The organism is Pseudoxanthomonas sp. (genome assembly GCF_036845285.1).
Classification (GTDB): domain Bacteria; phylum Pseudomonadota; class Gammaproteobacteria; order Xanthomonadales; family Xanthomonadaceae; genus Pseudoxanthomonas_A.
Genome location: NZ_DAIUEE010000012.1, coordinates 1 through 12,641, shown reverse-complemented (window position 1 = coordinate 12,641; position 12,641 = coordinate 1). Strand labels below are relative to the sequence as shown.

Annotated in this window: 11 protein-coding genes; 7 read left to right on the top strand and 4 right to left on the bottom strand. The window is 61.6% G+C overall.

What is annotated here, in order from left to right; all coding sequences use genetic code 11:
• Positions 1–58 precede the first annotated feature (58 nt).
• On the bottom strand, positions 59–1,861 hold the full coding sequence (locus tag V7060_RS14090) for a copper resistance system multicopper oxidase (protein ID WP_334179889.1): 1,803 nt from the start codon (positions 1,859–1,861) through the stop codon (positions 59–61).
• A 119-nt stretch (positions 1,862–1,980) separates the two neighbouring features.
• Complete coding sequence (locus V7060_RS14085) at positions 1,981–2,388, bottom strand: CopL family metal-binding regulatory protein (protein ID WP_334179888.1); 408 nt, start codon at positions 2,386–2,388, stop codon at positions 1,981–1,983.
• 142 nt (positions 2,389–2,530) lie between these two features.
• On the opposite strand from V7060_RS14085, the gene V7060_RS14080 reads away from it, so the two are divergent.
• Positions 2,531–3,547, top strand: a complete 1,017-nt coding sequence (locus V7060_RS14080; RefSeq protein ID WP_334179887.1) for a glucokinase — start codon at positions 2,531–2,533, stop codon at positions 3,545–3,547.
• On the top strand, positions 3,544–4,077 hold the full coding sequence (locus tag V7060_RS14075; RefSeq protein WP_334179886.1) for a hypothetical protein: 534 nt from the start codon (positions 3,544–3,546) through the stop codon (positions 4,075–4,077). Before V7060_RS14080 ends, V7060_RS14075 begins: the two co-directional genes overlap by 4 nt.
• A 54-nt stretch (positions 4,078–4,131) precedes the next feature.
• Here the strand turns inward: V7060_RS14075 and V7060_RS14070 are convergent, their stop codons facing one another.
• Positions 4,132–4,464 (bottom strand): hypothetical protein, encoded by a 333-nt coding sequence (locus V7060_RS14070; RefSeq protein WP_334179885.1) that lies wholly within the window; start codon positions 4,462–4,464, stop codon positions 4,132–4,134.
• Between the two features lie 290 nt (positions 4,465–4,754).
• Between V7060_RS14070 and V7060_RS14065 the strand changes: the two genes are divergently transcribed.
• On the top strand, positions 4,755–6,284 hold the full coding sequence (locus V7060_RS14065; protein ID WP_334179884.1) for a hypothetical protein: 1,530 nt from the start codon (positions 4,755–4,757) through the stop codon (positions 6,282–6,284).
• Here the strand turns inward: V7060_RS14065 and V7060_RS14060 are convergent.
• Positions 6,232–7,350 (bottom strand): hypothetical protein, encoded by a 1,119-nt coding sequence (locus V7060_RS14060; protein ID WP_334179883.1) that lies wholly within the window; start codon positions 7,348–7,350, stop codon positions 6,232–6,234. The genes V7060_RS14065 and V7060_RS14060 overlap by 53 nt on opposite strands.
• A gap of 265 nt (positions 7,351–7,615) precedes the next feature.
• On the opposite strand from V7060_RS14060, the gene V7060_RS14055 reads away from it, so the two are divergent.
• Genes V7060_RS14055 through V7060_RS14040 form a run of 4 tightly spaced genes read left to right on the top strand, consistent with a single transcriptional unit; the run spans position 7,616 to position 12,475 of the window.
• Positions 7,616–8,251 (top strand): hypothetical protein, encoded by a 636-nt coding sequence (locus V7060_RS14055; RefSeq protein ID WP_334179882.1) that lies wholly within the window; start codon positions 7,616–7,618, stop codon positions 8,249–8,251.
• The gene (locus tag V7060_RS14050) at positions 8,244–10,229 is read left to right on the top strand and encodes a hypothetical protein (RefSeq protein WP_334179881.1); all 1,986 of its coding nucleotides are present in this window, start codon (positions 8,244–8,246) and stop codon (positions 10,227–10,229) included. Before V7060_RS14055 ends, V7060_RS14050 begins: the two co-directional genes overlap by 8 nt.
• Positions 10,219–11,139 (top strand): ATP-binding protein, encoded by a 921-nt coding sequence (locus tag V7060_RS14045; protein WP_334179880.1) that lies wholly within the window; start codon positions 10,219–10,221, stop codon positions 11,137–11,139. Before V7060_RS14050 ends, V7060_RS14045 begins: the two co-directional genes overlap by 11 nt.
• Complete coding sequence (locus V7060_RS14040; protein WP_334179879.1) at positions 11,129–12,475, top strand: hypothetical protein; 1,347 nt, start codon at positions 11,129–11,131, stop codon at positions 12,473–12,475. The genes V7060_RS14045 and V7060_RS14040 overlap by 11 nt, the downstream gene beginning before the upstream one ends.
• The last annotated feature ends 166 nt before the right edge of the window (positions 12,476–12,641 follow it).

Sequence of the window (12,641 nt, the reverse complement as noted above, 5' to 3'; positions counted from 1 at the left end):
CCAAGCGATAACGCGATGGCCGACACAAGACGGAGCGGAGCAGGGGAGAAGCAGGTCTTCATGCCTCGATCCTCACTTCCCGCATCATCCCGGCTTCCATGTGGTACAGCAGATGGCAATGGAAGGCCCAGCGCCCCAGCGCATCGGCGCGCACGCGATAGCTGCGTCGCGTGCTGGGTGGCATGTCGATGGTGTGCTTGCGCAGGTGGAAGCCACCGCCGGCGTCCTCCAGGTCGCTCCACACGCCATGCAGATGGATCGGATGCTGCATCATCGTGTCGTTGACCAGCACGATGCGCATGCGCTCGCCGTATTTCAGTTTCAACGGCTCGGCGCTGGCGAACGGAATGCCATCGAACGACCAGGCGAACTTTTCCATGTGCCCGGTCAGGTGAAGTTCGACGGTGCGGCCGGGTTCCCGGCCATCGGGATCGTCGAACAGGCTGCGCATCGCGCCGTAGGTCAGCACCTGGCGGCCGTTGCCGCGCAGGCCGATGCCGGGGTCGTCGAGTTTCGGTTCGCTGGCTGAAGACTGCATGTCGACCAGCGGATTGCCGGCCTCGCTGGCGGGATGGTGCGGCGCGGTCGATGCCGCTGCCTGCGCGCCGTGGTCCATCGCACCCATGTTCGCGCCGCAGCCACCTTCGCCCATCATCGCGCCGCAACCGCCTTCCATGCCCTTGTGCGCGCCATGACCTTCCATGTCGTGGCCCATGTCGGCCATCGTCAGCAACGGACGCGGATCGCGTGCGGGAATCGGCGCTTCCAGTCCATCGCGCACCGCCAGCGTGCCGCGGGCGTAGCCGGTGCGTCCCATGTCCTGCGCGAAGATCGTGAAGGCATCCTGTCCAACGGGCTCGACGATCACGTCGAACGTCTCCGCGACCGCGATCCGGAATTCGTCGATGCTGACCGGGTGGATGTACTGTCCGTCGGCGGCGACGACGGTCATCTTCAGGCCGGGGATGCGCACGTCGAAGTACGTCATCGCGCTGCCGTTGATGAAGCGCAGCAGCACCTTCTCGCCGGGCTTGAACAGGCCCGTCCAGTTGCCGTCCGGCGCGGCGCCGTTCACCAGGTAGGTGTAGGTGTGCGCGTTGATGTCGGAGATGTCGGTGGGCGTCATCCGCATGCGCCCCCACATGCCGCGGTCTTCGATGGTCTTCGCCAGCCCGTCGCGGCGCGCATCGCGCACCAAGTCCACCAGCGTGCGCTGGTAGTAGTTGTCGTGCTCCGGCATCTTCTTCGTCCGCCGGTACAGTGCGGCCGGGTCGAGGTCGGTCCAGTCCGACAGCAGCACGACGTGTTCGCGGTCGTGGTGGTACGGCGCCGGTTCGCGCGGGTCGATGATCAGCGCGCCATAGAGGCCGGCCTGTTCCTGGAACAGCGAATGGCTGTGGTACCAGTAGGTGCCCGATTGCTTCAGCTGGAAGCGGTACTGGAACGTTTCGCCCGGCGCGATGCCGTTGAAGCTCAGGCCCGGCACGCCGTCCATGTTCGACGGCAGCAGGATGCCGTGCCAGTGGATCGAGGTCATGTCGCGCAGCCGGTTGTTGACGCGGACGGTGACGGTGTCGCCCTCGCGCCAGCGCAGCGTGGGCGCGGGCAGGCTGTTGTTGACGGTGATCGCGGGCCGCGTGCGGCCAGTGATGTCGACCGGCATCGCACCGATGCTCAATGCGAAGTCGGTGCCCGTGGCCACCGCCGCGCCACCGCGCCGCGCGGGCGTACCGGCGGAGGCGGGCATGCGTGCCAGGCCGAGGCCCAGCGCGATGCTGCTGCTGGCGAGTCCGGTGACGAACTGGCGCCGCGAAGGCCGGAACGCGCCCAAGCGCCCCGGAGAGGATTCATCGTGTTTCATTCAAGACCATCCTGGATAACCGTCGACATCGCCGTCCGCCGGGCGGACATGGCAACGTCATGATCGTGGTCCGGCACGCACGCGGTGCGTCCGGTCCTGCGGAATGCCGCGGCGCGGCGTCAGGCGGCCAGGATGGGAGGTCGGTGTCGGTGCGACAGACGCGCCGATACGTGTACGTCGGCCCGGTAAGCGGGCGCATCGGCCTGCAGCTGGGGAAGCGGTGGCAGCATCGGCTGCCACGCAAGCACTGGCGCATGCTGGGTGCAGAAACCATCGCAAGCACCGGCCTTGCAGCAATCGGGCAGGCCCGCGGCATGATCGTCGCTGCCCGCATCGGTTGCGACGTCGCCGGTCGAGGCATGCGTCGCCATGTCTTCGTGGCATGGTGGCGCACCGTGCGGCGTGCCGGTGCCGTCCGATGCCACATCGCCCATGGCCATCCGGGTCGCCGCATGCACATACGCGGTGCCGTTGACCAGTAGGGTCAGGCAGAGCAGGGCACGCAGCAGGGTGGCAAGACGGAACATGGGGCCATCATACGCCATGCCCCCGGACGTACCGGGCCGTAGGGATTCGAAACGACGTGAGCGCGCAGGCTACGACGCCATCGCAGGCCGGACACGATATCCTTGCCGGGTTCTCGAAGACTTTGGACTGCGTGGCGATCGCATGGCGGGCACGGTAATGATCAGCAAGGTGCCGGCGGGCATTCCCACCGATTCCTCTCCGGATGTTTCGACATCCGCCCGCATCATCGTGGCGGACGTGGGCGGCACGTACGCGCGACTCGGCTGGATCGAGTCCGACGGCAGCAACGAGATCCACGACTACCGTCGCTATGCCTGCTCGGAACATCCGGATCTCGCCTCCATCCTGCGCGATTACGCCGACGGCATGCCATGCCATGGCGCTGTCGTCGCGATCGCCGGCGTGCTGGAAGGCGACCGGCTGATCAATTCGAACCTCCCGTGGGCCGTGTCGGTGGAACAGACGCGCGCCGGTGCCGGGCTGGCATGGGTGCAGCTGATCAATGATTTCGAAGCGGTCGCCAACGCGGTCCCCACGCTGGCCCCCGACACGCTGTCCTCACTGACGCCCTCGACCGCATCGACCACCTCGTCGCCCGCACTGGTGATCGGCCCCGGTACCGGTCTCGGTGCCGCCGTCTGGATCGAAGGCCAGCCGCCGCGCGTGCTGCCGACGGAAGTCGGCCAGGCATCGCTGGCGGCGGGCAACGCGCTGGAACTGGACATCGTGCGCCGGCTGCTGAAAGACCGTCCGTACCTGCACAACGAACACGTGCTGTCCGGACCCGGCCTGATGAACCTGTACCGATGCCTGTGCGAACTGCGCGATGCGAAACCCGTGCATGCGGATGCCGGCGCACTGGTGGCGGCCGCCGCGACCGACGTGCTGGCCCGGGAAACACTGGAAACGTTCTGCGGCTGGCTGGGCAGCGTGGTCGGCGATTTGGCCATCATCTTCGGCGCCCGCGTCGTCTACCTGGCCGGCGGCGTCACCGCACACATCCCGCAGTTCCTGCACGACGGCCGTTTCCTGCAGCGCTACCTCAACAAGGGCGTGATGACCGAGCAACTGGAGCGGGTGCCAGTCTGGCGCGTGGAGCACGGGCAATTGGGGCTGCTGGGGGCGGTGGCGTGGTATCGGCAGAACCGGAAGGAATGAGTCTTTCGGTGGATGCCATATCCGGCGAACAGCGTTACGTCGCGCAGCTGAAAGACCTTGGACGCGTTCGGCTCGCCGCACGCGCTGAAATCAGCGGCCGCACGCGCGGCTGGGTAGAGTGGGTTAACAGCTCTGGCGAGACCGTCGAACAGATGTGGGCTACACCGCCACCTGGGCGAGCTTCGGCGTCAAGCTCAACGCCGCTCGCCAAGGCTCCACGATTGATTAAGCGTTGGGACACGGAGCAGCGAAACTACACGTGGGATGACCACTACAAGCGTCGGGCGGCTGAGGCGTCTATCCAGCGTGATCGACGCGAGGTTCAGAAGCGCAACGCGGAACGGCAACCGGTGGCCGTGGGTATTGGCGCGGGTGGCCGACGGCCGTCTGGTTCCAGCATTCCTGCGGTGACCACGTCGTGCCAGTCGGCGCGTCAGCATCGTGACGCGCATTACGAGCGTTCTGGCGTCAATCGCACGCTCGCCGGTTCTCGGGCTTTCGATCAGGCCGTGTGGGATGCTTGCAAGTAATTGGGGTGTAGGGGCAGCGCCCCTACGGTGAAAGCGACTGGAAGGAGCGGGCTTTTACCCGGCGCGGCTTCCGAAGTGGCGAGCCTGCCAGGCTGCAAGCTCCATCACGACGACTTTCACGCATCCCTGCAAATCCTTCGCTTTGGCGTTCCGCGCTCGGGCGGCGTCACGACGGGCCTCGGCGTCCAGCCGCCACATGATGCCGCGCATGCGTTCCTGGCTGATCCGCTGGCCGTCTGGTGCGACCAGGTATCGGCCGCGTTGCTTCCAGCCTAGCCAGTCCGCGCGCAGTTCGGTGTGCCCGTGTACAACGCGGTCGTAGTGCGCCAGCGCGCACGGGTTCTGCTTTCGGTCGTCCTGCCAGCACGGGGGTCGATCCATCAACATGCAAATGCCTCCAAGGTTCTCTTTGAAGGGTTATCGGCACGGGCAGGGCCTTTCAGGAACAGGAACCGGGCTCGGTAAAGTTGTGACTGTGCCTCCATCATCCAGCTCGATATGAGTCAACAACTTATCGATTCGTTAGGGTCGGCGTTGGATCTGATATCACTGTAACAACGACACCGGTAAAGCTGTGACTATTCTGGGGTGACCAGCAAAGCTGTGACCTCCCCGATCCCCTGAATTCTCAGGGAAAAAGATCAAGAATCTCCCCAAGTCGTGCTTGGAGATGAGTCTTGAGCGAAGAGTTGGTCGAGCCATACATACCTTGGGTACGTGATGCCTTGCTGCCCGGAGAGTCGACCTACGCCCTGCTCAACAAGCTGGGTTGGTTCGCGGGAAGAGGGCCGTTGCAGCTGATGCGTGATCTTCGCATCACAGACAAAAATCAATATCCCGTCAAACCGGATAGGATTGACTACGCCAACGTGGTGAATGAATGGAGTAGCAAGACGCATAGGCATCTGTGGCCGATCAATCACGGGAGGCTTGGCGAGTACTTCAGTGAGTCGAATTTCTTGACGCTGAAGGACTACCCAACTGGGGCGTGGGAAGAGAAGCACCTACGCTTCTGCACAGAATGCGTCGCGTTTGGCATGCACTTCACGGTGTGCCAACTGCGGTTTGTTGAGTTCTGTCCTTACCACAAACGGCGATTGCTCTCGAACTGCTCGACCTGCGGGGAGCAAATTAACTACACCGCCACCGTGTCAAGCCCAGCATTTGGCTGCGACGGCTGTGGCAGCTCTCTCTTGGCTGCCGACATGACAGATATATGTGCGAATCGGGGAATCCGATGGAAGATCTCACGCACCTATCAAGAACTGCTTGCTGCGATGGTTTCTTGCACTCCTATTCATTACATGGTGACTGGGTCGCTCGGGAGGCAAGACAAGTTCCCAGGCATCAAGGAAGCTACAACAGCGATATTGGAGCCGAATGAACGACGTTCCAAGGAGCATTCTTTTTTACCGAGCTTTGCCGCTATCAAGGTCGTTTCCAATCATCGAGGACTGCCCTCCATCCATAGGATCTCGAGAACAACCCGGCCCGAAGACTCCTGCTCGATCGACATTAAAAGCCGTGCCGTCATCCATCAAAGTTCCCAATTGCGTGCGGGTGCTTGGCTGCTTCAACGGTATTCCGACCACCTTGCGTGCATCGCAACCTCACGCGAGGTGATCAGACGCAAGAAGGTGGGACAGTTTCCCGCTCAGACCGCATATAAGCTTTGTTGCATAGGAAACGGGTTTGCGGCGTGGGAGATGTGCCGAATTACCCGCACATTCGAAAAGCTTCCCTACGAACTCTGGGACGCGTGGGGGCTGAAGAGCACGGCCGAGCGCTCCTTCGGCTCTTACGTCCTTGAGAAGGTCTGCCTGATGAGTTCCATTTCGATCTTCCTGAGAAATGATCGGAATGAACTGTCAGGGTGGTTAGCAAAAGAAAGGCCCACGAGCTTTCAGAGTTGGGAAGCATCCAGGACAACCGGGGACACGCCGGCGATACTCTGGCAAGACATAAGTGACGTCGACTTTTCCGAGGTGTGTGAAGCTTCACGCCTTAACGAGGAAGCGAGATGGAAGTGGGTTTCGGCTCACTGCACGGAAAGTAATGAAGCATTGCAAGACCCGGCCCTTGCAAGAATACGTGCGGGGTATGAAGCTAAGTATCTGAAGAGCGAGTACGGTGCGCGCGAGCGTGCTGCGATCTCTATGCCGATCTTGCACGCGAGGATAAACGCCGCGAACGGGTGTCCCCACTAACTCGGGAACCTCTAGACGGCATTGCATGGGCTCCGGTGGTAGGGGTCGACGTGAGCAATAGGGACTGGTCGTACTCTCGCGAGATATCGCCGTGCGTCTTGAGCAATCCCCGTCGCAGCGCAACGAGCGCCGCTTCGATGCTCGCCTGGGCGGGCGTATAAGAGATCAAGCCCTCTACTGTGGCCTCAACGGCGCCATGGCTATAGCACTCAGGCAAGGGATGGTCTATGCGCTCATACCATGCTTCGCCCGCTGCATGCAGGCAAGCGCAGGCGTCGAGCATTCTTTGATTCTTCTCTACGAGGAAGGGCAGTATCGAAAAATCCTTCAGTGCCGGCGGGAGCTTTGAAGGCGCACATCGATCGCCCCACACAGAGACATTGGCCACGGCGTCGTGCAGGTGAGGATGAAGCTGATCGGCCAGTTGTTGGCCTTCTTCGAAGTCGCGCTCGTGCATCGAGGCGGTGTACGCAGCAACCGCGCTGTAAGCCAACTCTTTGGCCGCATCTTTACCCCAGTGCCTGCGCCAGGTCATCTCGTGAAGAAAGGCGATGACAAAGAGCACCGTGTCGGGAGTAGCCGCTTTGATCAGCGCGCTGGTGCAGCGGTGTTCGAGATCGGCATACAGCGCTGGATCAAGATACTCCACGGCGGCCATGACGCGCCCGGGCACCAGCATAAGACCCCGAGTGTTGGTGTAATCCAGTATGTCCTCGCGTGACTTCAGCAACGAGGGTGGATCTGCCTGAGTGTAGTGGTTGAAATCGCGCAGCAACCAGGCGCGTGACGCAGGCACACGCTCGCATACCCGCTCAAGCAGGTTGAACTTCTTGGTCTTGTCCTTGATCTCTTTCCAGTAGGCGCCGTCAGGGTTCTTTCCCGCGTGATGGATCTCTTCGAAGACCCGAGGCGTCAGCCCCTCATAAATCACTTCCGTGAAGCCCTCACACGGCAGAAGCAGGGTTCGGTTCAACCATTCGACGTCACAGTCCAGCGCCTTCAGCAGGTATCGGGTCCACACCCGTGCGCCTATCTGACGAAATCCGCTAGCACAGTTCAGCACCATGATCGGGGTTCTTCGGGCGAGGATTGAAAATCAAACCACGGCAGGAGGTTGGATCTGACAACCTCCCAGTCAGGTAGCCTGTAGCCAGTACCACCGGAATTAACAATTTGCTCATAAAAAAGAGCCCGCCACGGCAATGGTCGGACTCTTGAGGCCAGGTCGTTGGAGGACCTGTTAATGCCAAAGACACTATACACCCCTTCCCGCCACGCGGGTCAAGGTCGTACCTGTCTGGCTGCCGCCACCGGTCTGCGTGGGCAAGCCGATGGGTAAGACACCGGCTCAGAAGAAGCGCAACCAGTACCTGGCCTCCGTGCGCGCCAGGGGAGCCAGCGGTCACAACCTGTGGTTCGTCAGACCCCCGCAGGACACGCAGGGGCTCTCGCTGACGCTGAGTTCGGACATCGAGCTGGAAGCCTTCTTCTATCTGGAAGGCTCGCCGGACGTGGCGTCCGTCGACTATTCCCCCCTGCGCCATGGGCAAGCCCGCTCGCAGCCGGGCAGACGCCATTTCGCCACCGTCACCACGCTGGAGGGTACCGAGCTAGACGTCGAACTGGCACCTGAGGCTGACAAGGCGTCGGTGGCGGGCCGGCGGCTAATCAGCCTGGCGGTGCTCAATGCAGCCAAGGTACGTATTCAAAGCTGGCGGGCCATCGTGCCCACGATCAACCGGTGCCGATCGCAGTCCTTGGACCCGCTGTTAATTCGTTGCCGGCACCTGCTGGAAGAACATGGTGAGCTCGCGATTCGGGATCTGTGCCAGCAGCTAGCCTCGGAAGGTACCGCGCTGGTCACGGGCGCTGCGGCCACGCTGCTGCGCTCACGAGAGATCGAAAGCGACGTGGACACCCACCTGTGGGGGCCTGGCACCAGGCTGCAGGTACGTCGCCATGGGTAAGCGTCTGACGCTGAAGACGACGCCTCCCGAACGGTTGGTGCTCGCCAGTTGGGCCATGCCTTCACTGGAAGGCCTCGAGGCGGCCCAGAAGAAGCGGTTCCACTCGCTTAAAAGAGCCATCACTGACTATGTGGGGGGCGCACGGATCACGCCCTTGCTGCAGGATCTGTCGATCTGGAAGGAGGTGTTCTATCGCGCCTATGACAAGTGTGTCGCACTTGATGAGCGAGGCTCGCCGATCGGCTGGGTAGGGCTGCTGCCCTACTTGGAGATCCAGCCACGACAGCGGCGGAAGCCGCTGCCGAAGCATCAAAGCAAAGGCCTCGCCGGTGCGTTTGGGCAACTCCTACGCCAGCACAGAGACATTGCCGAAGCGTTGGAGTCGTACCTGCTGCTCAATGCCAAACGAAAGCCGGGTGGTGAGGCCGGCGTCAGGCACAAGTCGGTCCATATGGAATTCCTCCGCCTGTGCGAGGCCAAGGATCCTGACAAGCAGTCCTGGCCGTTCACCTCCCGTCGGCATGGGGCAGGGGCCGTGCGGGCGTTCACCGAGACCTTTCTGAGCCAGCACTACGACGCGATCGTCGCCACCCAATATGGCGACAAAGCGGCGACCAAGGCCAAATCCGGCAACGGCCACGTCTCGCGTCTGGTGGCCTGCATGCCCATGGATATCGTCGAGATGGACGAGCATGCCATGGGCTGCATCGGCACCGTCAGGATCGAGACGCCCGAGGGCTTTCGGTTCCTGGATGCTGGTCGGATGACGCTCTTGCTGCTGGTCGATCGCCACAAGGGCTGGATCATGGCCTTCAAGGTGATCTTCCGCGAGGCAGCCAACGCCGGCGATGCGATGGACGTGTTGCACGCGGGCATGGTCGGCGAACCAGACTGGGCCCACCGCAAGGGGGACCAACTCGCCACGCGCCCCTTGGCCGAGCTGGACGAGCGCTTCGGCTGGTGTGGATTCAACTGCCTGCTGCTGGACAACGCGCTCATCCATCTGGCTGATGAGCTGGTCTCGCGCGTGATGTCACTGAGCGGATGCGCGGTGAACTTTGGCCCGGTGAAGACACCGGCCAGGCGCCAGTTGGTAGAGCGCGTCTTCAACGAACTCGAGCGCGCCGGCTTCAAACGGCTTCCCCAGACCACCGGTGCCGGACCGCAGGATCCTAAGCGGCAAGAAGCGGAAAAGGCCGCCCGCGCCTGTGTGCTGTCAGAGCGCGAGATCGTGGCCCTGGTGGCGAACCTGGTGCGCAAGTTCAACGCGAATCAGGGCAAAGCCAACCTGGCGGCCAGTCCCGCCCAGCGCATGCACGCGCTCATCTGCGGGCCCGAACGTGATCAGTACCTATTTCCTTTCCTGCCACCGCTGCGGGAAGGCGAGGCGGATCTGTCCAAGTCAATTGTCAAAGTGCCGATTCGGGGCAACAAGGCTACAGGGCGTCGTCCCCACTTCTCTTTTCTGGAGGTCGACTACACGAGTCCGGCCATGGCAAAGGATTGGACGCTGTTGGATGAGCAGGTTGACCTGGAACTACACGTTGCGCGCAACAACATCCGATTCATTGATGTTTTCTGCCGCCAGCGCCCTTTGGGTACCTCTCAGGCCGGTGGCCGTTGGCGATGGAGCGATCACTCGATTGATCTTCGGCGCCAGATCAATCAACTCCTGCGTGAGGGGTACATCGAGAACGACAGGAACGACGATGTCGTGGCCGCTTTCTTGAAGAAGGTCGCGGACGAATATGCCAAAGCCAAGGGCAAATCCAAGCCTTCCAAGACAGCCGCGCGACACATGGGCGATCACAACGCCCGCCGTGATGTGTCCGATGACGCCCCCACCACTGCCACTCAGGTGCAAGAAGCCGAGGTCGCTGTGAATGACCTACTGGATCGGGCCAGCGAGTCAACAAGTTCCCACTACATGGAGTGGGATGACATAGGTGCCTTCAACGGAGATCGTCATGACTATTGAGGAAATTCTGCGTTTGCGTGATCAGGTGTGGGATGAGCATCCGCTGATCATTGAGCGGGCGGTACTGCCCACGCTCGCGGCCAAGGACGCTTTAGGCCGTGTTTGGGCGCTTGGCCGGAAGGGCAGGGGCTCCATTGCCTTCTTCGCCCAGCCGCTGTCGGGCAAGAGCTCATGTGCCGAACTGCTGCTGGTGGAGATGAAGCGAAAGAAGCCCGGCTGCGGCGTGCTGATCTTTGAGGTGGTCGAAGACACCAATCCGGCAGAAGGTCGGCTGCTCTCGGAAATCCTCAACCAGATCGACTACGCACCGAAGATTGCCAGGGACCTGGCCGGCAAGCGTACCCAGGTGCACCGCGCGCTCCTGGCCCTGTCAGGCGAAGCCCGGCACCTGTTCTTGATCTTCGATGAGGCCCAGGAACTAAGCTGTGACGAGTTCGCCTGGCTCAAGTCGGTCATCAATCGCTTGGTGCGTGACCGCGTGAAAGTCACTGTCGTCCTGTTCGGACAGGTCGAGCTTAAGGAGAAGCGGCAGCAATTGAAGGCGGCACGCTCGGATCTTGAAAAGCGCTTCATGTCTACGTTGAACGAATTCAAGGGAATCCAGAACGCCGCGGAACTGGAACCGCTGCTCGCGGCGATTGACGCCGGTTCCGAGTTTCCGGCCGGCTCGGGCCTCAGCTACCTGCAATTGCTGCTGCCCCGGTTCTACGAGAGCGGCGGACGGCTTGCCGGCAGCAGCGCGCTGTTCTGGCGCGAGCTCAAACAGCAGCGCTTGCCTGGCGTGGGTACGGTCGTGGCCATGTCCAGTGTGGCCGGGTTCCTGGCTTCGTTCTTCATCCACCTGCGTGGCGAAGACGGTCCGGATCTGAAAGTTACGCCGGAACTGCTCCAGAAGGTTCATGTCATCTGACGCATCGGAACCGGTGGGCTTTGTCGCCTATCTTCCAGAGCATTGGGAGAACAACTCCCTTTTTGGTGCATACGCGGCGATCGGTCGATTCAATCTGTGCCGTGCCTACGATATTGCCAAGCTCGTCGAACGGCCCTTACGCACGCTCCAGCCGCGGCGTCCACCCTCGACAACTCATCTGCTCGAGTTCATGAGCTGGGTAAGGCGTCTGGAGGTGGCGACCGACGAGATCGAACATCCGCTCCTTCGTCGCGTAGTCTCCAAGGCGCGGCAAGACGAAGAGGAAGTGCCTTCGGAATGGCGCCGACCTCAGGTCTTCTGGTGCCCTGAATGCATGAAACTCGATCAGCATAAGGCTATTCATCAGCATCGCGCTCTATGGTTCTGCCCTGAGCATCAGGTGCGCCTCGAGCAGTTCTGCGGCTATTGCGGCCAGCACAATGGCTATCGCATCTTCTTTGATCGAGAGCCATTGCGTTGTCATGGGTGCGGCTGTCGTCTAGATGGCGTGGATGACGGTACCTGCTCGCGGATTGCCGTTCCTGGCGTGGTTAGGTACGAGGATGAACTGACCTGCCGGGTGGCTGAGCGGGTCTGGATTGCCGGCTTGCCATGGTCATCCGGGCTACCCCGACCATTGGGCATTTCACCCCACGATGTCCGTATTTATGTGGCTGAGAGGATGCGCAAAGTAGACCCCTCTCCACAGAGCAGGGTGCTCAGCCAATACTTCCGTTTCCGTCCGCAGCAGCAGGTGACCAACTTCCCTGTTCGTAGCCGCAACGAGGCCATTTCTCGCATTGCGGCGCAGGCACACAGTTTGGCGCGACGGTCTGGTCATGCGTGCATGCAAGATACGCACGAGGGACTAGGCGAGCACTCGCTTCCGTGCCCTTGCCGCATGGGCTTCTCCTTGTGGGTATCGCGCACTCGGACCAGGCAGGTCGAAACGGCGCCGTGGTCGGACGACGTCAACCTGTTGGCCTACGAGGGGTCCCATCTGGGTCTGTGCTTGTCGGTAAGCTGGATGGCCCATGCGCAGGCACAGCTGATGGGGAAGACCTCGGCCAACGGAATGATGCTCGCGTTCTGGAATCTCCCCGCAGAGGTGAGGTCGCCGAGCCTGCGAAAAGAAGAAATACCCGATACGTGTGCGTTTGCCTCCCACACCTTTCAATGGTCAGCAGTACGCTGCTCCTACGTAGGCGGGCAGGTTACACGCCTGGGAGAGGCACTTTCCGCACTCGAAGACCGAACATTACGTCATGTCGAAGGTGATGCGATAGCTGACGCGAGCTGGATCATGAATCAGATAACTGCAGCAGACCGGCGCTAGTGGATCGGCTGACACAAGCTGACTCCAATTCTTCAATCGGCGAGCCTTCAATGTCCGCTTCTGGCCGAGGCTGTGTGAAAACCCTGCGTCCACTGGCATGATCTGAGCACCGGCCGATGGGTGCTCTGCATGAAGCGATTCGTGGATGGCGTTGATCGTTCCCAAG

What these genes read in the sequence shown, in the direction of transcription:
- V7060_RS14045 (WP_334179880.1), top strand. Translation starts at nt 10,219, where the DNA reads ATGACTATTGAGGAAATTCTGCGTTTGCGTGATCAGGTGTGGGATGAG.
- V7060_RS14040 (WP_334179879.1), top strand. Translation starts at nt 11,129, where the DNA reads ATGTCATCTGACGCATCGGAACCGGTGGGCTTTGTCGCCTATCTTCCA.
- V7060_RS14070 (WP_334179885.1), bottom strand. Translation starts at nt 4,464, where the DNA reads ATGTTGATGGATCGACCCCCGTGCTGGCAGGACGACCGAAAGCAGAAC.
- V7060_RS14055 (WP_334179882.1), top strand. Translation starts at nt 7,616, where the DNA reads ATGGGTAAGACACCGGCTCAGAAGAAGCGCAACCAGTACCTGGCCTCC.
- V7060_RS14050 (WP_334179881.1), top strand. Translation starts at nt 8,244, where the DNA reads ATGGGTAAGCGTCTGACGCTGAAGACGACGCCTCCCGAACGGTTGGTG.
- V7060_RS14080 (WP_334179887.1), top strand. Translation starts at nt 2,531, where the DNA reads ATGGCGGGCACGGTAATGATCAGCAAGGTGCCGGCGGGCATTCCCACC.
- V7060_RS14085 (WP_334179888.1), bottom strand. Translation starts at nt 2,388, where the DNA reads ATGTTCCGTCTTGCCACCCTGCTGCGTGCCCTGCTCTGCCTGACCCTA.
- V7060_RS14060 (WP_334179883.1), bottom strand. Translation starts at nt 7,350, where the DNA reads ATGGTGCTGAACTGTGCTAGCGGATTTCGTCAGATAGGCGCACGGGTG.
- V7060_RS14090 (WP_334179889.1), bottom strand. Translation starts at nt 1,861, where the DNA reads ATGAAACACGATGAATCCTCTCCGGGGCGCTTGGGCGCGTTCCGGCCT.
- V7060_RS14075 (WP_334179886.1), top strand. Translation starts at nt 3,544, where the DNA reads ATGAGTCTTTCGGTGGATGCCATATCCGGCGAACAGCGTTACGTCGCG.